Raw genomic sequence first — 22,880 nt, forward strand, 5'->3', positions numbered from 1 at the left:
CGCTCCTTACACTGCGCGCTTCGGCGCTTTGTCGGTCAACCAGATATGGTCAAGACGGAACACCGCACCACGCGGATGCAGGTGATATCCGCCGACATAATCGCGGCTGGCAGCAAGCAGATCGAAGAAGGTTGGGATCACCGACGGCACTTCGTCATGCATCAGTTGCTGCGCTTTGCCATACAGCGTGGCGCGCTGGGCTTCATCGCGGGTTTCACGCGCTGCACCGACCGCTTTATCAAACTCCGCGTTGTTCCAGCGCGTTTCATTCCAGGATGCGGTTGAGGTGTAGAGCAGAGAAAACACTGCGTCTGGCGTCGGCTGCATGTTGTAGAAGCCGACGTAGAAATTGCCTTTCTTCCACACCTGATCGAGATAGGTGCTGTGCGCCATGGTCTGCACGTTGATGCGGAAACCGCCCTGTTTCGCCATCTCGCGCAGCGCGATGCCTAGCTGGGTGCGGGTGGCCGGTTTGTCGGAGGCGATAAGCGTTAAATCCAGACCGTTGGGATAACCGGCATCCGCCAGCAGCGCCTTGGCTTTGCTGTAATCCACCGCTTTTTTCGCCAGGTTGGCGAAGAATGGATACGCGCCGTTGATCGGCGTGTCATTGCCCGGTGAACCCAGGCCATCCGCCACGAAATCCACTGACGCCTGACGATCAACACACAGCGCCAGCGCCTGACGCACTCGCACATCGTTGAAAGGTTTTTGATCGCAGCCCATGTTCACATTAAGGAACTGGCCGGAGGCCACGCGCAGCGGCAGCACACCGGAAGATTTGGACAGGCGCGCGAACTCGCTCGACTGCGCGCTCAGCATCAAATCGGTGTCACCGGCGATCAGCGCAGAACTTTCCGCGATGCCATCGGGATAAACCACCACTTCCACGCCATCCAGATAAGGACGCGCCGGATCGTAGTAATGCGGATTGCGCTTCACCACAATTTTGCGTTCTGGATCATAGGACACCAGTTGGAAAGGCCCGGCGCCGAACGAGGCTTTACTCAACTTGTCAAACTGGCCTTGCGCGATGCTGGCCGGGATAATTTTTGCGTCCGGATAAGCCAGCATCACCGGCAAATCGGCGTAAGGCGCATCGGTTTCAATCAATACCGTATCGGTGTCTGGCGTGCTGACGGCTTTAATCGGCCCAATGTTATGCAGCGCCGGTGAGGCATTTTTTGGATCGAGCAGCGCCTGCAGGCTGGCGACCACATCCGCTGAGGTTAACGCGGAACCGTCGCTGAACTTCAGGTTCGGGCGCAGGGTAAATGTCCACTGCTTGAGATCGGCGCTGGCCTGCCAGGATTGCGCCAAATCGGCTTCGGCTTTCATCTCCTGCGTCAGACGCGTTAAGCCGCTGTACAGCAGTTCCGCCACCAGATATTCCGGGTTGACGCGAACCTGATGCGGATTGAGCACGCTGACGGCCTGGTCAACGCTGATGCGCAGCACGCCGCCTTTACGCGCGGTGCCGCCCGGCGTAGCGCTCATCACCTGCGCGGCATGGGCCGAGAACGACCAGGGCAGCATCGCTGCGCCCGTCAGAGCGGTAGAACTGGCGATAAACTGTCTGCGGTTTAACCCTTTCATTGCGCACATCTTCTCTTCCTCGTTAAATAGTTAATTACCCTGGGTTGGCTGAAAATCATCGGCGAGATACGCCAGAATGGACTGCGAAAGTGCGATCAAATCTGCCAGCGTGGTGTACTCATCGGCGGCATGAATGCGATTGTCGGGACGGGCGAGGCCGCCGAGTAAAATCTCCTGAATCCCGGCTTGCTGGACCCAGCCCATATCAGAACTGGTGGACGATCCCCAGGGTTTGAACTCGCTGGGTTGGAAACCAAATCCTTGACTCAGCGCCGCCTGCCAGCGCGGCCAATGCGGGCCGTCAGGATTTGCGACCGGCGCCAGATGACCAATCATTTGCAGCGTGACGTCGAGTGCGCGGCTATCGCGCATCGCGTTTTCCACGCAGTGCGTCAGCTCTTGCCACACCGCGTCAAAGCGCTCCTCCGGCGCGTAACGGCGATTAATCAGCAGCTCAAAACGTTCCGGGATGGTCGAGCCTTTGCTGCCGCCCTGTGCGGCAGCCAGCGTTAACAGTGACGTCAGCGGTTTGCCCTGATAATGCGGCGGAGAAGGCATCGCCGAGGTGCGTTGTTCCACCTCGAGCTTCAGCTGGTAAAGCGCGTTCATCAGCGGCAGCGCCGCTTCGATAGCATTGATGCCGTTAACCGGATCGCCAGAGTGCGCCGAACGTCCGGTGATAATTACCTTAAGATCGATGCTGCCAAAGCAGCCGGCCCAGATGCGCGGCACCGCACCACCGTTGAAGCTGAGCAAGTGACCGGAGAAAAGCTGTTGTTCCGCCAGGTAACGGATACCGGGATACAAGCCGCCCTCTTCATCGCTACACAGTAAAAACACCGGGTTAAATCGCAGCGGAATCGCCGCCGCCTGCGCCGCGCGTACCGCCGCCATCGCCGCAACAATGGTGCCTTTCATGTCTGCCGCGCCGCGCCCAAACAGCTTGCCTTCCGCTGCAGTCAGCGTCAGCGCCGGAAAACGCCAGCCATCACCGGCGGGCACGGTATCGGTATGGAAATAGAGATTGCAGTTTTCAGCCGCACCGGCATCAAGGGATGCCAGCAGATTGACGCGTTCACCGTACGCGCTGCCGTCCGGTGCCTGCCACAAATGTTCCGGCACCGAGACGCGCGCAAAGCTAAAATCCAGCGGCTGCAACAGATGCGTCACCACGTCAGCAAAAGCGCCATAACCGTTGCCCGGCGGGAAGCAGGTATTGACCTCAAGCATCTGTTTGAGGTCATCGGTCATTTGCGCGCCGTCATTAGCAATCATCGCTAATGCACTGTTAAAGCGTGAATTTTTCATCATAGGATTATCGTCTGTTGTATTTCTATATAGTTTATAGATAATGCAATTCAACCACGGCGGTCAATCGGTAATCGGAAACATGCAAAAAAACTATGACGCGAACGATGCTCAACCTTTCGCCAGGCTCAGCGAAGGTGAAGGTGCGCCGCTGTATGAAGTAGTCAAGCGCCATATCAGCGAATCGATCCTGCAAGGCGAACTGCCCGCAGGCACGATTTTGCCGAGTGAAAATAGCCTGGCGGCGAAGTTTGGTGTGTCGGTTGGCACGGTGCGAAAAGCGCTGGCGGCGCTGACCACGGAAGGCATGCTGATGCGCCGTCGTAAAACCGGCACCGTGGTGACCGGCTGGGCGCCGCTGCACAACCTCAGCCATTTTTTCCAGTATTTCCGGCTGCACGATAAAACCGGCGGATTGCTGCAATCCGATACCCGTTTACTCGATTATCAGCTCAGTCATGCCAGCGCCGACGAGGCGGAGAAACTGCAAATTGCTCAGGGTGATAAGGTGATCCGCCTGAAGCGTGTGCGTCGTGTGAAGGGAATTGCCGCAATGCATGAAACGCTGGTGTTGCCGTCGGCGCGGTTGGTCGATTTTCCTCCCGCCGATCAGTTGCCGCCGCTGCTCTATCGCTATCTGTTTGAACGCTACGATTTGCGCGTCGCTGCGGTGCGCGAGCAAATCACCGCCACGCTGGCGAATGAAGAGGATGCCGCACTGCTGGAGCTGAGTTTGCCGCACGCCGTGATGGTGATTGATGAAGTGTCGTTTGATCAGAGCGCCCTTCCGGTGATTCTGGCGCACCACCGTTTTAGCACCGAAAACTTTATGTACGTGAATGAGATTCGCTGATCGCGCGGCATGAACCGCCGTTTGAGTCAGGTTAAACAGCGCAGATGCGCCGGGTTTCTGGAAGTTTCGGGAAAATGTTCTACGCTTTGAAGGTAGTTAAACGTATTCCACTGAAAGGAACTCATCATGATGAATAAAACAGTACTGGCAACGGCATTTCTTGGCACTTTTATGGCAATGACATTAACCGCTTGCTCTTCTAATCAGGCGATTAAAACCACCGACGGACGCACTATCGTGACGTCGGGTAAGCCGCAAATCGACAGCGACACAGGCCTTGTTTCTTACAAGGATGCGCAAAGCGGTAAAACTGAGCAGATCAATCGCGACAAGATTACCAACATGAGCGAACTGGATAATTAATATCCTTTAACTAGCCTGGAGAGACTAATGAAAAAATCAATTTTGCTTTCTGTTACTGCGCTTATTGCCCTGTCTGCTCTGACCGGCTGTACACGGACCTCGTACGCCATCCACACCAATGATGGACGTACCATCGTGACCGATGGCAAACCACAGGATGCCGAAACCGGCCTGCTGGGTTATGTCGATGCCAATGGTGTTAAGCAGCAAATCAATAAAAGTGACGTGAAAGAGATCTCTGAAGTTCCTAAGAAATAACTTTTCTGCCTGAAGCCGCCCGCTATAGTGGATTTTCGCCATAGCGGGCGTTTGTAATGACCTGATGCACTTGCTTCAACCGAAGTCGCTCTGCAATCCATCGATATACTTTTTACTCTCCCTAAGCACTTCAACAATTCGTTCCAGTCCCACTGGCGTATCACTGCGTACCGGCGTGCTGTCAGCCAGTCGATGCATACGCAGTGGAATTTCCAGCGTACAAGGAATATCTTGCGCAGCCAGTGACTTGATGAGCGGCTGATAATCTAAGATGCCCTGTCCAATGGGCGGAAAGTGAAACTCTGCGCCCTGTTTATACACATCTTTAATGTGGCAATGACGCATCTGCGGCAACAGTTGCATTATTTGTTGTATCGCATCCGCCTGAGGTCGCAACGACACCATATTGCCGGCATCGCCATTAAACGCTACAGCTGCACTGCCCACCTCTCGCAGCAACTCTTCACCCTCGGCTGCCAGCGCAAACGCATCATAATTATGGTCGCCGCCATTCTCGATCAGTACACAACAACCAGCATGCTCAAGATGCGGCGCGATCTGACGTAAATTACTCACCAGCGCCGCATAATCCTCACGCTTTGCCGTGCAGGCGTTGAGTAGCTTGACGCCTATCGCCTGAGCAAAGCCGATGCGTGTTTGCAGATACGCAACCGCTTCGGGTCGCGCCAGATTAAAGGTGCAACCGAGCGCCAATGTTTTCAACTGATGCTTGTCCAGCAGTGTCCGAATGCGTTGCGCATTGGCCGGGCTAAACAGGCTGTCATCCAGGTCACCGACATAACCTTGGTTATAAGCGACCTCAACGTACTCATAGCCTAACCGGCTAATGATTCCGAAGGCGACATCCATGTCGTGCCCATCGAAAATCGAGGTGTTAACACCGAGTTTAAGCGAATTTGGCATAGCGAAGATTCTCCTGATAATCGGATATCGAACGATAACTGGGAATCAAATCGCGCCGGCTGCCATACGCACCAGCAAGCGGAAAGCGTTCTCAAACGCCGATGGCGTTGCAAGATTTTGCCCATATAAGTTGTATGCGGTGCCGTGATTGGCGGTCGCAATCGGAATCGGCAGCCCGCCCTGTACGGTAATACCGCGTTCGAAGCCAAGCATTTTTAACGCGGTGGCGAACTGATCGTGGTACATCGAAACCACAGCATCCAGATGCTGTGTCTCTACGGCTTTGTAGGTGGTATCGGCTGGATAAGGGCCATAGACATCAATACCTTGATCTTTGGCTTTTGCCATCGCCGGTTTAATGATGGTTTGTTCCTCATCACCAAACAGACCATTCTCACCACCATGTGGATTCAGGGCCTGCACGGCAATTTTCGGCTTAGCGATGCCCGCCTGACGCAGCGTGCGATCCATCAGCGCAATGGTATCGACTACGCCTCCAACGCTGAGGTTCTTCACAATATCGCGGAAGGGAATATGCGAAGTGGCGCGTCCAGCCCAGAGGTCATCCACCACATTCACCTCACAGCAGAAACTATCCCACTTCAGTAGTTCGGCGAACCAGTGCAATTCATCGCGATGCTGCAGCCCTCCCATATGCATCGCTTGCTTATTCAGCGGCGCAAAACAGACGCCTTGCGTAATGCCCTGCTTGGTCAATTCGACCGCACGCGCCAGCGTTTCCAGGATATACACGCCGCTCTGCTCGCTTGCATTGCCATAATCAAAAGGCGTGCGTGAAGACCAGTCATGATTGAGCAGCAACGGTTTACCTGACGTGAACCTGATATTTGCGGTATCAGCGATTTCGTCATAGTCGAAACGCTGACCGGCAATAGTCATGCCTTTTTCCAGCTCCTGGCGGTCGGCAATGATAATCACGTTAGCCAACTCACGTAGCGCCGGCTGCGACAATACTTTGGCCACCAGCTCTGGACCAATACCTGCTGGATCGCCCAGCACCAGTGCAACAGAAGGTTTTTTCATCAGTATTTCCTCAGTGATAAGCATTATTTGCGGGCTGTACTTCACCGCGAGAAGGGGAATCTTCAGACAACGGAATGTCCGGGCGCATAAAGAAGGTAAGCACGATGCCGACCATCAGCAGCACAACCGAGCCATAAAATGGCAAGCTCCAGTTGCCGGTTCTATCAATGATGATGCCAAACAGAATCGGCGAAATGATGCCCGCCACCGCTGAGCCGGCATTAACCAGGCCACTGGCGACGCCAACGAACTTAGGCGTGATCTCCATTGGCACTGCCCAGATAGGCCCAATGGTCAGTTCCAGGCAGAAGAAGGCCAGACCGAGACAGGCGGTAATGACCGTCATGTTGGTGGAGCTGATCACCGGAATAAGCAGCAAACCGGCGCTCAGAAAGCTAAAGATAATGACGTTACGTCGCGCCGCCACTACATTGCCGGTGCGTTTCAGGATTTTGTCACTCACGATGCCGCCGACGGTATTCCCCACCACACCCGAGAGAAATACTGCTGAGGTGAAGAGTGCGGATGATTTCAGGTCCATGCCGCGACCGTTCATAAAGAAAGTCGGAAGCCAGGTGAAGAACAGCCAGCCGGTCCAGCCGTAGCAAAAATAGACGCCCATGGTTGGTCCAATACGCTTGAGCAGCGCTTTCCATGGCGTGGGGGCTTTCACTTTGTCCGTCATGTAGGCGTCAAGTTTTGGCAAAATCTTGCGTTCTTCTTCGCTCATATCGGCAATGTGATGCGGGTTATCGCGGAAGCCTGCAATCCAGAAACCGAGCCATACGGCGGTGATAACGCCCAATGCGATAAATGAGAAGCGCCAGGAGTGCATCAGTACTAACAGCGCCACCAGCGATGGCGTAACAGCATTACCAAAGCGTGAAAATGAGTGGGTGATACCTTGTACAAAGCCACGCTTCTCGCTGGAGAACCAGAATGTCATGGCGCGTGCTTGTGACGGCAATGCCGCCCCTTCGCCTACGCCAAGCAGCATGCGTGACAGGAACAGCGAAGCGAAACCACCCGCGAAACCGGTACAAATGGTCGCGACAACCCAGATGCTGCCGCAGATGATGATAGTCTTGCGTGCGCCGAAGCGGTCAACAAACCAGCCACCGATAATCTGAAACACTAAATAGGTGTACGCGAAGGCCGAAAAAATTAGCCCGAGGTCGGTGTTATTGAGGCCAAGATCCTGCTTAATTAGCCCCGCCGCAGTCGACAGGTTGACGCGATCGACGTACATCAGAAATGACAGGGCGCAGAAAAGCGCCAGTACTTTCGTACTGTATCGTTTTTTCATGGATGAACCTTTTGGGTTTAGGTCAGAGGTTGTAGGCTGCACCTTGCTCAAATGAACGCTTGTTGTTCATTTGTTATATTTTATCGCTTATTTTTCGCCTGCTCATTGTGAGCACCATCACAATAAGCCTGCTAAGTAGTTTTCAGCGTTCAAGGTGTGATCGTCATCTCAGCATTGCCCGCTGACGATGAACATATGCACAATCAACCACTAAGCCATAAACAAAAGCTCATGGGATAAACGTTACGGTCTGTTCCTAATGCGTACATATGCGCAGTGAATGTTGCGTAGTGAAGCTGGTTTATCGGTCGCCATAAATGGCGACCCTACCGTTGTTTGGCGAGGTTTTTGTAGGGTGCGCATTCAGGCGCACCTGGATAAATAGACAAATTAATGTGTCGCTACAGCGCGTGTCGCATTTCGTCTCAACGCTTTTTAAGCGATGTAAATAAGATAGACAGCCAGATGCACCATAGCGCAAACGCTAATAACCATCAGCAATGTCAATACGCCTTTGCCAGGATTCAACGCGTAGAGTCCCTAAAACGTATACGTCACCGCCGCTGTTGCGGTCAGCTGGTTCTGCCTAAACACAAAAGGACTGTCCGCCGCGTGATCGTCCAGCCACGTGTAACCCGCGCTCATTGCGCCGCCCCAGTGCTGCGTAAACTGATGACTCCATGTCAGGTCGGTTTCTACCCCATAAAATCCGGCTGCAGGCGAGTAAATCGTATAGCCACTTTTGTCGCTTTGACGCGCGTTGACGCCGTACCAGGTTTGCATGTAGCGCGCATCTCCAAACAGCGCGGAGGTCTGCAAGGAAAGGTTATCTTCCTGGCTTTGCAGCGGAATCAACGTCAACGAAGTGCGATAATTTACGCCCTGGCTGGCTGTCAGCGGCAGCACGGCTTTCGCTTCAAAAATTAACCACGGCGAGATCGCCCAACCGGCAGCAATTCCGGTGTTGAACGTGGCATTGATTGTGCCCATGCCACGCAGCTTGTCAGAACCATCGCGCCAGTCGGAATCCTTGTCCGCCCTGCCCAGGCCATATCCCAATGTCTGCTCAAGATACAGGCCACTGTCACTTTGCAAATCGTAGCCAACACCCTTTTGCGAATCGATGAAAAATGCGCCCTTTCGGGCCTGCACCATCGGCACCACCTGCCAGCGTTGCTTATCTGCGCCGCTGTATTTCGGTGTGGTTTGCGCGCCCACGCCCATCATCACGCCATCCTGCGCTGCGCTGTCATCGGCGCGCGTGCTGGCACTGAAACTGACCAGTAACAAACAGCCACTGTACAGCGCCTTTTTTCTGGTTATCATCGTGTCACCTCAGTTACCCATCTGTTTTTAGCCCCTTGCCCGGGCGTTACGTCACAGGTCGGAGTATCCCGAAGCAATGTCAATTAAGTGCCAGGGATTTATGAAGAAACTGTCAAGGTGAGCCATGAACAACAGACGAGTATTGGTTATTGAGGATGATGCAGACGCGGCAGACGTGCTGGAAGCCTATCTGCTACGCGAAGGATATGCCGTGGAGATTGCCGGTAATGGGCTTAACGGACTTGAGCGCGTAGAGAAGTGGAAACCCGATCTCATTCTGCTCGACATCATGTTACCCGGCATGAACGGCACCGAGGTGCTGGCTGCCGTGCGACGCCGCGCTGACACGCCAGTGATTATGATTACCGCGATGACGGACACGCCCGACAGAATCGGCGCGCTGCGCTTAGGCGCGGATGACTACGTGGTGAAACCCTATCATCCGGGTGAAGTGGTTGCGCGCGTGCAGGCCGTGCTGCGCCGCAGCCGTGCGGCAGTTGCCGAGGATGAAGTGCTGCGCTGGCAAGCGCTGGAGGTTAATACTGCGGCGATGACCGCCGTTGTCGCGCAGCCAGAGCAGCATCCAACCCGCATTGACCTCACGCCAACCGAATTTTCTCTGCTGGTGACGCTGATGCGAGCGCCAGTGCGCGCGCTTAGCCGTCAATATCTGATCGAAACCTGTATGCCTGAAAGCGAGGCGCTGGAAAGGGTGATCGATACCCACGTCTACAACCTGCGTAAGAAGCTCGAAAACGCCGGGTTGTCAGAGATATTACTCAACGTGCGCGGCGTGGGTTACAGGTTCAGACAGCCATGAAAAAGTCACCTCCTCAAACGCTGTGGCGCTGGATCTGCGTGCGTATTTTGACACTGGCCATCGTCACGGTTATTGCCGTCGCCGGGATTATGTTCCTGCGCTTTGCGCTGCAAAACCTGTGGATCATCCACCATATGCCGCCGGACATGCGCCAGGAATTTCTGACACTGCGCGCGCATCCGCAAACCAATCTGCCGCGCTTCCACGAGATCGTTGATGAACGCTGGGGCGTGCGCTACTCGGATCCTTCGGTCGGTGCCGCTGACTGGTTGATGGTGATCATCCTGATTTTCATCATTACGCCGTTTGTTGCTTTCACCGTTCTGCGCTACGCCCGTCCGCTGGCGTTGCAGTTTAGCCACCTGAAAAAAACCGCTGATCGGGTATCCGAAGGGCAGTTTGGCTCATCCGCCACCATGGTAAAAAGCGCCCCGGCGGAGCTGCTGCACTTCGCTCACGACTTTAATCGCATGAGCCAGCAACTGGCGCTCTACGATCGTGAGCTGCGCGCCTCGCACGTGGCGCTGGCACACGAACTACGCTCGCCGCTGACGGCCGCCATGGGTCGAATGCAAGGTCTGCTGGATGGTGTGTTTCAGCCTGAACCGCAGCAGCTGGAAATGGTCATGAAACAGTTGCGTCATATGAGCCGACTCATTGATGAGCTTCACCTGCTGTCGCTGGCCGACGCCGGGCAACTTAAGCTGGATCTGCATGTGATCAATCCGGGAGAACTGGCACGCGAGCGCGTGGCCTGGGTGCGACCGCAAGCCGAAGCCAGCGGCATGATCATTAGCGTGGTAGCAGACAGCACGCTCACCTGCCGCGCCGATCCCTTCCGGTTGGGTCAGGTTTTTAGCGTGTTGATTGAAAACGCCTTGCGCTATGGCAAACCTGCGGGCCAGTTGCAGATTATCGCCCGGGCGGTACCGGGAGGCTGCAGTATTGAATTCAGGGATGATGGCCCCGGCGTCACACCGGCGTTTCTGCCAGAGATGTTCGAACGCTTCACGCGCGGCGAATCCTCACGCGCGCGACACTCCGGCGGCAGCGGACTTGGCCTGTCGATCGCCCGCGCCATCTGCGTGGCGCACGGCGGCAGGATTAGCGCCAAACTCCCCAAAGAGGGTGGTCTCAGCCTGGCAATTTTTTTGCCTAACGTCAGTACGGAGCCGTTGTCGCGCTCTTGACAGGATCTTGACTCGCCGTACAAAGAATCTCGACAGTAAGCCGTTTTAATGGCGCCAAATCCTTGTACGGAGAGGCGCCATGACAGACTCTTTCACCGGCCTGGTCAAACAGGCCGCCAATCATCTTATCGATGCACAACGCTTAATAGCGTTGCTGCCGTTGTTGCCCTGCATGGTGGTCATCGCCTTATCGCTCACCGCCTGCGGGCCACGCGATCCCTTACCCCCGGCGCCTCCCCGGCCGGTAAAATTCATCATCGTGAAGCCTGCCACGCAAGGGCGGCAGGTGCAGATGACCGGTGATATTCACGCCCATGACGAAACATCGCTGGGTTTCAGGTTGGATGGGCGGATTCTGGCGCGATCTGCCGAAGTGGGCGACCGCGTCAACGCGGGCCAGGTGCTGGCCACGTTAGAAAGCAGCACGACCCAAAACGCGTTACAGAGTGCGATGGCTGACACCGACAGCGCACGGGCAACGGAACGCGTCGCGGCGCTGAATCTGCATCGCATGAAACAGTTGATGCCTTCCGGTGCGATTGCGCGGGCGCAGTTAGACAGCGCGCAATCCGATTGGCAATCCGCCGCTGCGCGTCTGCAGAGCAGCGAAGCCGCACTTAACAACGCGAAAGAAAATCTGCGCTGGACCCAGCTAACGGCCCCTTTTAGCGGCGTGATCACCGCCGTCAGCGCATCCGCCGGACAGGTCGTGAGCGCCGGTCAAACGGTGATGTCGCTGGCAAGCGGTACACAGCGAGATGTGGTGATGGATGTACCTTTCCCGGCGGCATTTTCCTCGCTCCCCGGCGACGCCTTTCATGTATCCCTGCTCGCTTCACCGGCGATTATCGCACAGGCGCATCTGCGCGATATCAGCCCGCAGGCTGATCCACAGACGCGTACCTGGCGGGTTCGATTAACGTTGAACGACCCGCCGCCAGCAATGCTGCTGGGTGCCAGCGTCAGCGTTGCGCTGCCAGAAAGCGATACACGCACCTTCATCCTTCCTGCATCCGTGCTGACTCGCCTGGCGGGCAAGCCGGCGGTGTTTGTGCTGGATGCACAGCGCGGCAAGGTAGCGCGCCGCATAGTGGTGATTTCCCGCTTCACCGCCAGCGAAGTCTATATCGCGAGTGGTCTCACGGCGGGCGAAAGCGTGGTCACGGCCGGCGTGAGCACATTGCGCGATGGCGAAGCGGTTTCGCTGGGAGATGAGCAGCCATGAGTGAACATTCAGCTCGCGCTAAATTCAACCTTTCCGCCTGGGCGCTAACTCATCAACAGCTGATGGCTTTTCTGATGCTGATGATCCTTGGCGCGGGCGTGCTCAGCTATCAGGCGCTGCCGCGTAACGAAGATCCTGCCTTTACTATCAAAACCGCCGTGGTCTCCGCGCAGTGGCCCGGCGCCGATCTCAATGATACGGTGCAACTGCTGACTGAACCGCTGGAGAAGAAGCTGCAGGAAGTGCCGTATCTGGATTACGTGCAGAGCGAAACGCATCCCGGCAAAACCGTTATCTTTGTGAATCTGCGAGATAGCACGCCGCCCGCCAAAGTGCAGGACATCTGGTATCAGGTGCGCAAGACAATGCAGGATGTCAGCAGCACGCTGCCTGCGGGCGTTGCGGGCCCGGCGGTCAATGACGATTTTGATGATACCTTTGGCACGATTTACGGTTTTACCGCTGAAGGATTCAGTGCACGTGAATTGCGCGATCGCGTCGAATCCATTCGCGATCGGCTGATGAGCGTGCCAGACATCGGCAAAATTGCGTTGCTCGGTGTGCAGGAGGAGCAGATTGTTGCCCGCTTTTCTCCGCGCAAACTCGCGGGTATGGGCCTGAACTTGCAGCAGGTCACCGATGCCTTGCAGGCGCAGAATGCCTTATCACCCGCCGGCGTCATTCGCACCGACAGCGATAACATCGCGCTGCGCGTCAGCGGTGCCTTCAACTCGGAACAAAGCCTGCGCGACGTGACGCTGCATCTCAACGATCGTTACATTCCCCTGACCGATATCGTCACGCTGTCGCGTGTGCCTGCCGAACCGCCAACGCCGCTTTATCGCGTCAACGGTAAGCCCGCGATTGGGCTGGCGATCTCCATGGCACCGACCGGCAATATGCTGGATTTTGGTAACGCGTTAACGGCTAAGATGTCGCAAATTGCCCGCCAACTGCCGCACGGCATTGAGGTTACAAAAGTGGCCGATCAGTCGCGGGTGGTCAGCAATGCGGTCAGTGGATTTGTGCGGGTGCTCGGCGAAGCTATCGTTATTGTGCTGGCCGTCTCTTTCGTGTCGCTCGGATTGCGCGCCGGTTTAGTGGTGGCAGCGGCAATTCCATTAGTGCTGGCGATGACGTTTACCGGCATGATGCTGGCGGGCATTGGGCTGCAACGTATTTCCCTTGGCGCGCTGATCATTGCGCTGGGCTTGTTGGTTGATGACGCGATGATCGCGGTGGAAACCATGGTCGCTAGACTTGAAGCCGGTGATTCCCGCTGGCGCGCCGCCACGGTGGCCTTTGAAACTACCGCATTTCCGATGCTCACCGGCACGCTGGTGATGATTGCCGGTTTCATTCCCGTCGGCTTCGCCGCATCCGGCGCGGGAGAATATTGCTACTCGCTGTTTGTCGTGGTGCTGATCTCGCTGCTCAGTTCCTGGGTTGTCGCGGTGCTGTTCTCTCCGTTGACCGGCAGTTGGACCCTGTCATCGAGGCCAGTTAAATCGCACGCTAAACCCGGTTTATTGCTGCGTTTTTATCGCCATCTGATTTCACAGGTCCTGCGCCATCGAAGTTTCACGCTCGGTCTGGCGGGTGCTTCGCTGATGGTCGCCATCTGGGGCATGAGCCATATGCAGGGCGAGTTTTTCCCCGCCTCCGATCGCCCGGAGCTGCTGGTCAGCCTCACGCTGCCCGCGAACGCATCGCAGGCGCGCACGCTAAGTGTGGTGGAACAGCTCGAAGCGAAACTCAGCGGCAACGCGAATATTGACCACTTCTCCTCCTACAGCGGCAGCGGCGCCGTGCGTTTTTATCTGCCGATGGACGTGCTCAACGATGATGAAAACATTGCACAGTTGGTGGTGGTGGCCAAAAATCTGACGGCGAGAGATCGGCTCAAAGCCGAACTCGACCGTCTGCTGGCACGTGAATTCAGCGATGTGGTGACGCGCGTATCGCCGCTGGAACTGGGGCCACCGGTCGGTTGGCCGATACGCTATCGCATCAGCGGGCCGCATTACGATCGGGTAAAACAGTATGCAGAAAAGCTGGCCGGCATCCTCGGGCAATCACGCGCGACGCGCAGTGTAAACATGACGGCGGGCGAGCCGGAACGCGTCATCACTTTTGTGGTGAACCAGACTGCAGCCCGTGCGGCTGGCGTCTCTTCACAGGATATCGCGCAGCTGCTGAACCGCGTGTGGTCCGGTCAAAGCGTGACGACCGTGAGAGATCATAATCGGCTGGTTGATGTAGTGTTGCGCGCCAACGATGCTGACCGGCTGGATTTGAGTAGCCTCGCTGCGCTCAAACTGACCACCGCAGCAGGCACGAAGATCGCCATCGGCCAGGTGGCGACGCTGCAGTGGGGATTGCAGGATCCGGTGATGTGGCGTCGACAGGGTTTTCCCTATGTGGTGGTACAAACGGATGTGGCGGCAGGCATGCAGGCGGAAGCCACATCCGCGCAGCTCAGTACGGCTGTTCAGCAGCTGCGCGCCGGATTAGCGCCGGGTTACACGCTTGATGAAGAGGGCACGGTTGCCGAATCCGATAAAGGTAACGGTTCGGTGTTTGCCGTATTGCCGGTGACGTTGTTTGTCATGCTAATTCTGCTGATGGTGCAGCTGCAACGAATATCGCGCATGTTGCTGGCATTGGCGATGGCGCCCTTTGGGCTTCCCGGCATTGTTTTGGCGATGCTGCCCAGCGGTACGCCGATGGGATTTGTCGCTCTGCTCGGGATGATTGCGTTAGCTGGCATGATCATCCGCAACGCGGTAATCCTGATCATGGAAGCCGATAGCAATCTGCGCGTTGGCATGTCACGCAACGATGCGTTAAGCAAAGCGGCAGAGCATCGTGCCCGCCCGATTATTCTCACCGCCTGCGCCGCGATTTTAGGCATGATTCCCATCTCGCATCAGGTATTTTGGGGGCCGATGGCCTACGCCATCATTGGTGGGTTGCTGGTGGGAACGCTGATGACGCTGACGGTGTTGCCCGCAGCGCTCAGTCTGGTGATGCAGCGTGAATCAGCGTCTTCATCTAAATGACAAAGTGTTGGCTGGCTTTACGCCAGCCAACATGACTTAACGTGCCAGACGCCAGCCGCGTGTCAGGCGCTTCTCTATCTCCACCAGCACAAAGATCCCAACACTCACCGCCAGTGAAATCAGCCAGTATTTAAACGGCAGCGGCGCGGTGCCAAACAGCGTGTTCATCAATGGTACATAGATAATCATCGCCTGCAGCGCGATAAGCACCACGGTGACCAGCCAGATGCCACGATTTTTCAGCAAGCCGGTATCCAGCGAGAATCCGTTACTGTTGCGGCAGTTCAGCATGTAAACCCACTGCGCGGTGACCAGCATCTGCAGCAGCACGGTGCGGATGAACTCCGGCGTATAGCCGCGCGGCTGAAGCCAGGCTTCCAGCACGAAGGCGCTAATCGAAATCAGCAGGCCGACGAAAATCACGCGCCAGATGGCGTAACCATCCATCACCGGACTGCGTGCGTTACGCGGCGGTCGGCGCATGATGTTGCGCTCTGCCGGTTCGAATGCCAGACCAAACGACAGCGTCGCCGAGGTCGCCATGTTCATCCACAGAATCTGCACCGGCGTTAGCGGCAGCAGGTTGCCCATCAGAATCGCAATGATGATCAGCAATCCCTGCGCGAGGTTGGTCGGCATGATAAACAGAATGGTTTTCTTCAGGTTATCGTAGACGCGTCGGCCCTCTTTCACCGCTGCCGCGATGGTGGCGAAGTTGTCATCGGCGAGGATCATATCCGCCGCCTCTTTGGTCACTTCGGTGCCTTTGATGCCCATCGCGATACCGACATTAGCCTGCTTCAGTGCAGGCGCATCATTAACGCCATCACCGGTCATACCGACGATCTCACCGCTGCTCTCCAGCGCTTTCACCAGACGCAGCTTATGCTCGGGGCTGGTACGGGCAAAGATGTCGTACTCACGCGCCGCCACGCCCAACTCGGCATCATCCATGTGCTCCAGCTGATAGCCGGTAATCGCAGAATCGCTGTTACCAATGCCCAGCATCTGGCCAATCGCCATGGCGGTTTCCGGGTGATCGCCGGTAATCATCTTCACGCGAATCCCTGCCTGCTGACAGTCGCGAATCGCGGTGATGGCTTCCGGACGCGGCGGATCCATCATGCAGGCCAGGCCCAGCATCTTCATGCCGTTGCGTAAATCATCGTGATCGATATGATGCTGCGCTTCCGGCAGCCAGCGCCACGCGGCGGCAACGGTGCGCAACCCTTCGCTGGCGTAAGTGGTGATAGCCGCTTCCCAGTAGCCGCGATCAATCACTTCCGCTTCGGTTGCGCCCTGCTGCTGCTGACACAGCGACAGCAACACATCGGGCGCGCCGGTCATCAGCAGGCACGGTTTGCCATCAATCAGGCAGCTCACCGCCATGTATTTGTAGGCAGAATCAAACGGCAGCTTGCTGAGAATCTGCACCTTGTCACTCTGGATCCCCGCCTTGGCGGCCAGCACTTTCAGCGCCCCTTCGGTTGGTCCACCCACAATGCCCCAGTTGCCGTTGGCATCCTGACGCAGCTGACTTTCGTTACAGATATCCACCACCTGCAAGAAGCCCTGCATCAGCGCATCGCTCTGCTGGCCCGCTTCAAGGGCAAATTCGCCTTTGGGTTCGTAACTGTTGCCGCTGATGCGCCACTGGCTGTTTGCCAGCACCACCGCTTTCACCGTCATCTCGTTCATGGTCAGCGTGCCGGTTTTATCCGAGCAGATCACCGTCATGGCACCAAGCGTTTCGACCGTCGGCAGTTTACGAATGATGGCGTGATTTCGCGCCATTGACTGCACGCCGAGCGACAGAATGATCGAGATTATCGCCGGTAAACCTTCCGGCACCGCCGCCACCGCCAGGCTGATCACCGACAGCAGCAACTCCGTCACCGCGATGTCGCGCAGCAGATAACCAAACACGAACAGCGCAATCATCATCAGCATAATGATGGCGAAGATGGCTTTACCGAGCTTGTCGATCTGCACCAGCAGCGGGGTTTTCGCCTCCTCAATCGAGGAGATCATCGCATTGATGTGACCCAGCTCGGTGTCGCCGCCGGTGGCGATCACCACGCCCAGCGCGGTACCTGAACTGACGGTGGTGCCGGAATAGGCCAGATTCAGGCGATCGCCGAGCGCTTTTTCGCCCTCAAGCGCCACGGTATTTTTTGACACCACCGTTGATTCGCCGGTCAGGATTGCCTCTTCGACGCGCAGGTTATGCACCTCGAACAGACGCAAATCCGCCGGGATCTTATCGCCAGGACGCAGCATCACCACATCGCCCACCACCAGATCCTGCGTGGCGACGGTGATCTGCTGGCCGTCGCGCAGCACCATGGCATCGCTCGACATCATGTTCTGGATGCTTTTCAGCGACTTTTCGGCGTTGCTCTCCTGAATGAAGCCGATCATCGCGTTGATCACCGCCACGCCGAGAATCACAAAGGTATCCACCCAGTGGCCCATTACCGCCGTGATCACCGCCGCAGCCAGCAGGATATAGATCAGCACATCTTTGAAATGCGCCAGAAAACGCATCAGCAGTGATTTTTCCGCTTTCTGCGGCAGCACGTTCGGCCCGTTGGCGTCGAGTCGTTGCTGGGCATCGTTGGTGCTCAACCCCGCAGGTGAGCTGTTTATTGCGTTAAATACCGCAGCGTTATCCTGCTGATAATAGGGTCGCGCGGATGCCTCCGGACGTTTTGGCTGAATAGGAATAACAGTCATAATTAACCCCGTGCTAATGAATTGAAAATAAAAAAGCGTGCGAAAATAAGAAAAACATTTTAATTATATTTTCCCGAAGCATACTGACCGTGGTCATGTTTTTACCGATTCAGAAGTGTGATGCTAATAGTGACAGCACTGATTGCGCAGCGTTATTATTTAAACGCAAATAGAAAGAGTGCGTAACGCATATTAATTTTACTTTCATCACGGAATCTATTATTCATAGGGAGAATTATTATGAATAAAATACATAACCTGACAATACCGATGATTATTTCCTTTATTATCATTGCGGTATCCTCAGCTACCGCCATCGGCTTACTCTCTTACCATGTGGTTTCGCGCATGGTGGCATAATTGATTTCGCCATGCACAGCTAAATTAAACCAAGGTTAAACACACAAAATTCATTTCCTCTAATGGCCCTTATTTTGCTGAGGGTCATTATTCCCTCCTTCAGACAATGGCATATTCCCGCCCTTTCTCTCTTATTGAGGCTGGGGCATGAATAATTGGCCAGTGCTGGGCGCACTTCTAATTTGTTTGGTTTTGATCGGTTGTGACAATAAAAGCGGTGATGAAATCAGCGCACCGCGCGTAATTAAAGCGCTAACGCTGACGGAAAATACCACAGAAAAAGTCAGGATATTCCCGGCGCGTATTTCAGCGGGCGACTACACCGAACTGGCCTTTAAGCGTACCGGCCGACTGGCGCAGTTGCAGGTACGTGAAGGCAGCCATGTTAAGGCTGGCGAGGTGATTGGCCGACTGATCGATACCGATGCGCAGCTGCGGGTCAACGATCAGCAGAACAGATTCCTGCTGGCAGATCGCCAGTATCAACGCTTCAGTGCGCTGGCAACGCGCAGTGCGGTTTCGCAGGCGGATATGGATGTGCAAAAGGCGAATCGCGACTCCGCTGCAGTGGCGCTCAACATCGCCAAAGAGGAGCTGGGTTATCACACCTTGCGCGCCCCCTTTGACGGCATCATCACCAGCGTGGCATCGCAAAATCATCAGGTGGTCGCCGCTGGACAAGCGGTGGCGGTGATCAGCCGCAACGATGTGCTGGATGTGATTTTCAGCGTGCCGGAAAACCTGTTCACCAGCCTCGACGTGCAGAACGTAAGTTATCAGCCAGAGATCAGCCTGAATGCGCTGCCGGGCCGGACGTTTCGCGCAGCATATAAAGAGCATCGCGCAGAAGCTGATGCCGCCACGCTAACCTGGCAAGTGGTGCTGACCATGCCGCGCCCGACGGATTTACCGCAGGTCAGCGGCTTGAGTGGTACGGTGAAAGTGCAAATGCATAATCTGCCCACTTCCGATGGCACGCCACTGCTGCGCGTGCCCGCCAACGCGGTGTTTAACCCGGATCGCAGCCTGCCGAATCAGCCTTACGTGTGGCTGGTGAGCGGTGAAGGCGATGTGCTTAACGTTCAGCAGCAGCCAGTTGTAGTAGGAAAACTCAATGCGCAGGGCATCGAAATTCTCTCCGGCTTGAAAGTGGGCGATCGCATTGTGGTCGCGGGCGTCAGCGATCTGCGTGATGGTCAGGCGGTGCGCCTGTGGACACGCGAGCGAGGTCTGTGATGCGCCTGCTGGAACCGTTTCTCAAACACCCGATTCGCAGCTGGCTGGTGATCCTGCTGCTCGGCGTGGGCGGCATTTTTGCGCTGCTCAATATTGGCCGACTGGAAGATCCGCTTTTCACCATCAAATCGGCGGTGATCGTGACGAACTATCCCGGCGCATCGGCGCAGCAGGTGGAAGAGGAAGTCACGCTGCCGCTGGAGAACGCCTTGCAGCGTTTGCCATCGCTCGACAACGTCAGTTCGATCTCCAGCAACGGCTTGTCGCAGATCACCGTTACGATTCACAGCCACTATCGCGCCGATGACTTGCCTCAGGTGTGGGATGAACTGCGTCGCCGCGTTGACGATGCCACACGCCAGTTTCCGCCCGGCGTCAGCGCACCGCTGGTGAATGACGACTTCGGCGATGTGTACGGTTACTTCTTTACCCTATCGGGCGAGCACTTCACCAATAGCGAGCTGCGTACCTACGCCGATCAGCTGCGGCGTGAACTGAATCTGGTGCCCGGCGTGGCGAAAGTGGCGATTGCCGGTATCGAGCAGGAGCAGGTGAATATCACGCTCTCCAGTCAGAAGATGGCGGCACTGGGTGTGACGCCGCAGCGCGTGGCCGCGTTGCTCAATAGCGTTAATGCCGTTTCCGATGCGGGCCAGATTCGCCTCGGTAATGAAGCCATCCGTTTCCATCCCACCGGCGAATTTCAGTCGCTGGACGAAATCGGCGCGCTACCCATCTCTGCGCCCGGCAGCAGCCAGCAAGTGTTGCTGCGCGATATCGCCACGCTCAGCTATGGCGTGACCGACCAGCCGGGCAATCTCTATCACGCGAACGGCAACGCCGCGCTGGCGATGGGCGTTTCCTTTGCGCCTGGCGTCAACGTCATCGACGTCGGCGAGGCGTTAAGCGCCAAAATTCAGCAGCATCAGCAGGCCAAACCGCTCGGCATGGATCTAAACGTGTTTTATAACCAGGCGCAGGAAGTGAAACAGTCGGTGGATGGCTTCATCAATAACTTCCTGATGGCGCTGGCGATTGTGGTGGGCACGCTGCTGCTGTTTATGGGCGTACGCAGCGGCATGGTGATCGCCGCCTCCCTGGCGCTCAATGTGCTGGGCACGCTGCTGATCATGTATCTGTTTAAGCTTGAGCTGCAGCGCGTGTCGCTGGGTGCGCTGATTATCTCCCTCAGCATGCTGGTGGATAACGCCATCGTGGTGGTGGAAGGCATTAAAGTCGATCGTCAGCGCGGTAAGCCGCTGCAACAGGCGATGATGCAGATGGTAAAACGCAGCGCGCTGCCGCTGCTCGGCGCTACGGTGATCGCCATCATTGCCTTCGCACCGATTGGGTTATCGCAGGATTCCACCGGCGAATACTGTCAATCGCTGTTCCAGGTGCTGCTGATTTCTCTGTTGCTCAGCTGGATCACCGCGCTGACGCTGACGCCGGTATTCGTGCAGTGGATGGATGGTCGTCAGGAGATCAGCAAGGACACCACGCAGCCGTATCAGGGCGTACTGTTCCGCCTGTATCGCCGTGTGCTCACCACGCTGATGCGCTTCCGCATTACCACGTTGGTGCTGATGGTCGCGTGTCTGGCCGCCTCGATCTATGGCTTCGGTTACGTGAAGCAGAACTTCTTCCCTGCCTCCAATACGCCGATTTTCTTTACCGATCTGTGGCTGCCGTATGGCACCGATATCCATTACACCGCGCAAACCGCGCGCGAAATTGAAGGCTGGATCAACCAGCAGCCAGGCGTCACCAGCACCGTGACCACCATCGGTCAGGGCGCAATGCGGTTTACGCTGACCTACGATGCGACACGTCAGTATAGTAATTACGGACAGATTATGGTGCGCGTGCAGGACGCGAAGCAGCTGGAAACGCTGGCGCAGCAGACCGAGCAGCACATCCGCGATCATTTCCCTCACGTAACGGAGCGCATCAAACGCATCAATTTCGGCAGTGCCAGCGACAGCGCGATTGCGTTACGCGTCACCGGCCCCGATCCCATTATGCTGCGGCAGATTGCCAGCCAGATAGACGACATTTTCCTCGCCGAAGGCAGCGCATTTCCGCCGCGTAATGACTGGCAGGCGCGCAGTAAAGTGATCCGTCCGCAGTATTCGCCGCTGCGCGGTCAGGAGCTGGGCGTGGACAAGCGCGATATCGACCGGGCGCTGCGTATCAACTTCAGTGGCGATAGCGTTGGCTTACTGCGCGAAGGCTCACGCATGATGCCGATCATGCTGCAAACCTCAGAACATGAGCGGCAGAATATCGATCATCTTGGCAATATTCAGGTATGGAGTCAGGCGCAGCAGCGCTATGTGCCGCTGGCCAATCTGGTGAGTGATTTCCAGCTGGAATGGGAAGACCCGCTGATTATGCGTCGCGACCGCATGCGCGTCTTGACGGTGCAAACCGATCCCGATCCCGCCAGCGGCCGCACCGCCGCAGAGATTGTGGCGCGCGTGCAGCCGGCCATCGATCAGTTGAGCTTGCCCGCTGGCTATCATCTGGAATGGGGCGGCGAGCTGGAGAGTTCCCGTGATGCCCAAAGCGGCCTGCTCGGATCGCTGCCGTTAGGTTTCCTCGCGATGTTTGTGATTACCGTGCTGATGTTTAATTCGCTGCGTGATGCGCTGGCGATCTGGATTACCGTGCCGCTGGCGTTGATTGGCGTCACCTGCGGCTTCCTGCTCACCGGCATTCCTTTTGGTTTTATGGCGTTGATCGGTTTGCTGAGTTTGTCGGGCATGTTGATTCGTAACGGCATCGTGCTGGTTGAGGAGACGCGCCAGCTGGCGCGGCATCAGCCGTTGCAGCAAGCGATTCTCGATGCCGCAACCTCGCGTCTGCGCCCGATTCTGCTCACCGCCTTCACCACCGTGCTCGGCCTGTTACCGCTGCTGCGCGATGTGTTTTTCCAGAGCATGGCGGTAGTGATCATTTTCGGTCTGGGGTTCGCTACGGTGCTGACGCTGCTGGTGTTGCCGGTGCTGTATCAGAGTTTTTATCCGGATAAGAAGGTTTGATGCTTGGGGTTGAGGTCGCCATAAATGGCGTAATGCCGATCAGTTAAGCCCGAAATGATCGGTTGAACGATCCTCCAGTTCTGCAAAAATCCGTAATCTCACAGGAATTACGGATTTTTTTATGTTACTCAGTCAGGCTCTCGATGCCGTTCTTAACTTTACGCCCAAAGAGTTCTCCGCGCTCTCCGATCTGCTCTCGCCTGAACTCATCGACGAATGCCTGGCTGAT

The 22,880-nt window shown here is 56.2% G+C and carries 16 protein-coding genes; 9 read left to right on the forward strand and 7 right to left on the reverse strand.

Going from position 1 to position 22,880, the window contains the following annotated elements; all coding sequences use genetic code 11:
• Positions 1–6: 6 nt before the first annotated feature.
• Both PanJK_RS23405 and PanJK_RS23410 read right to left on the reverse strand, forming a co-directional pair.
• Positions 7–1,605, reverse strand: coding sequence for an ABC transporter substrate-binding protein (locus PanJK_RS23405; protein WP_265303441.1), 1,599 nt, complete (start codon positions 1,603–1,605; stop codon positions 7–9).
• Between the two features lie 21 nt (positions 1,606–1,626).
• Complete coding sequence (locus tag PanJK_RS23410) at positions 1,627–2,907, reverse strand: M20 family metallopeptidase (protein ID WP_265303442.1); 1,281 nt, start codon at positions 2,905–2,907, stop codon at positions 1,627–1,629.
• A 79-nt stretch (positions 2,908–2,986) separates the two neighbouring features.
• Here PanJK_RS23410 and PanJK_RS23415 point away from each other — a divergent pair, with 79 nt between their 5' ends.
• From PanJK_RS23415 to PanJK_RS23425, 3 genes are all read left to right on the forward strand, one after another.
• Positions 2,987–3,757, forward strand: a complete 771-nt coding sequence (locus tag PanJK_RS23415; protein WP_265303443.1) for a GntR family transcriptional regulator — start codon at positions 2,987–2,989, stop codon at positions 3,755–3,757.
• Between the two features lie 129 nt (positions 3,758–3,886).
• The gene (locus PanJK_RS23420) at positions 3,887–4,120 is read left to right on the forward strand and encodes a YgdI/YgdR family lipoprotein (RefSeq protein WP_155727019.1); all 234 of its coding nucleotides are present in this window, start codon (positions 3,887–3,889) and stop codon (positions 4,118–4,120) included.
• A 27-nt stretch (positions 4,121–4,147) separates the two neighbouring features.
• The gene (locus PanJK_RS23425) at positions 4,148–4,378 is read left to right on the forward strand and encodes a YgdI/YgdR family lipoprotein (RefSeq protein ID WP_179452518.1); all 231 of its coding nucleotides are present in this window, start codon (positions 4,148–4,150) and stop codon (positions 4,376–4,378) included.
• Between the two features lie 75 nt (positions 4,379–4,453).
• Here PanJK_RS23425 and PanJK_RS23430 read toward each other — a convergent pair whose 3' ends face one another.
• The 4 genes from PanJK_RS23430 to PanJK_RS23445 form a co-directional block, all read right to left on the reverse strand.
• The gene (locus PanJK_RS23430; protein ID WP_265303444.1) at positions 4,454–5,302 is read right to left on the reverse strand and encodes a sugar phosphate isomerase/epimerase family protein; all 849 of its coding nucleotides are present in this window, start codon (positions 5,300–5,302) and stop codon (positions 4,454–4,456) included.
• Positions 5,303–5,347: 45 nt separating this feature from the next.
• On the reverse strand, positions 5,348–6,346 hold the full coding sequence (locus PanJK_RS23435) for a 4-hydroxythreonine-4-phosphate dehydrogenase PdxA (protein WP_265303445.1): 999 nt from the start codon (positions 6,344–6,346) through the stop codon (positions 5,348–5,350).
• A 10-nt stretch (positions 6,347–6,356) separates the two neighbouring features.
• Entirely contained in the window at positions 6,357–7,652 is a 1,296-nt protein-coding gene (locus tag PanJK_RS23440; protein WP_265303446.1) for an MFS transporter, read from the reverse strand.
• A gap of 540 nt (positions 7,653–8,192) precedes the next feature.
• Positions 8,193–8,978, reverse strand: coding sequence for a MipA/OmpV family protein (locus tag PanJK_RS23445; RefSeq protein WP_265303447.1), 786 nt, complete (start codon positions 8,976–8,978; stop codon positions 8,193–8,195).
• Between the two features lie 124 nt (positions 8,979–9,102).
• Here PanJK_RS23445 and PanJK_RS23450 point away from each other — a divergent pair, with 124 nt between their 5' ends.
• The 4 genes from PanJK_RS23450 (at position 9,103) to PanJK_RS23465 (ending at position 15,275) form a co-directional block, all read left to right on the forward strand.
• Positions 9,103–9,798, forward strand: coding sequence for a response regulator transcription factor (locus PanJK_RS23450; protein WP_265303448.1), 696 nt, complete (start codon positions 9,103–9,105; stop codon positions 9,796–9,798).
• Positions 9,795–10,988 carry a sensor histidine kinase gene (locus PanJK_RS23455; protein WP_265303449.1) on the forward strand — a complete coding sequence of 398 codons (1,194 nt, stop codon included), beginning with the start codon at positions 9,795–9,797 and terminating at the stop codon, positions 10,986–10,988. Before PanJK_RS23450 ends, PanJK_RS23455 begins: the two co-directional genes overlap by 4 nt.
• A gap of 79 nt (positions 10,989–11,067) precedes the next feature.
• On the forward strand, positions 11,068–12,213 hold the full coding sequence (locus PanJK_RS23460) for an efflux RND transporter periplasmic adaptor subunit (RefSeq protein ID WP_265303450.1): 1,146 nt from the start codon (positions 11,068–11,070) through the stop codon (positions 12,211–12,213).
• Positions 12,210–15,275 carry an efflux RND transporter permease subunit gene (locus PanJK_RS23465; protein ID WP_265303451.1) on the forward strand — a complete coding sequence of 1,022 codons (3,066 nt, stop codon included), beginning with the start codon at positions 12,210–12,212 and terminating at the stop codon, positions 15,273–15,275. Before PanJK_RS23460 ends, PanJK_RS23465 begins: the two co-directional genes overlap by 4 nt.
• Before the next feature lie 36 nt (positions 15,276–15,311).
• Here PanJK_RS23465 and PanJK_RS23470 read toward each other — a convergent pair whose 3' ends face one another.
• The gene (locus tag PanJK_RS23470) at positions 15,312–18,011 is read right to left on the reverse strand and encodes a cation-transporting P-type ATPase (protein WP_265303452.1); all 2,700 of its coding nucleotides are present in this window, start codon (positions 18,009–18,011) and stop codon (positions 15,312–15,314) included.
• Between the two features lie 507 nt (positions 18,012–18,518).
• Here PanJK_RS23470 and PanJK_RS23475 point away from each other — a divergent pair.
• Positions 18,519–19,607, forward strand: a complete 1,089-nt coding sequence (locus PanJK_RS23475) for an efflux RND transporter periplasmic adaptor subunit (protein ID WP_265303453.1) — start codon at positions 18,519–18,521, stop codon at positions 19,605–19,607.
• A complete protein-coding gene (locus tag PanJK_RS23480; protein ID WP_265303454.1) occupies positions 19,607–22,651 on the forward strand; it encodes an efflux RND transporter permease subunit in 3,045 nt (1,014 codons plus the stop codon). The genes PanJK_RS23475 and PanJK_RS23480 overlap by 1 nt, the downstream gene beginning before the upstream one ends.
• Positions 22,652–22,880 lie beyond the last annotated feature (229 nt).

The organism is Pantoea sp. JK (genome assembly GCF_026130245.1).
Lineage (GTDB): Bacteria > Pseudomonadota > Gammaproteobacteria > Enterobacterales > Enterobacteriaceae > Pantoea > Pantoea trifolii.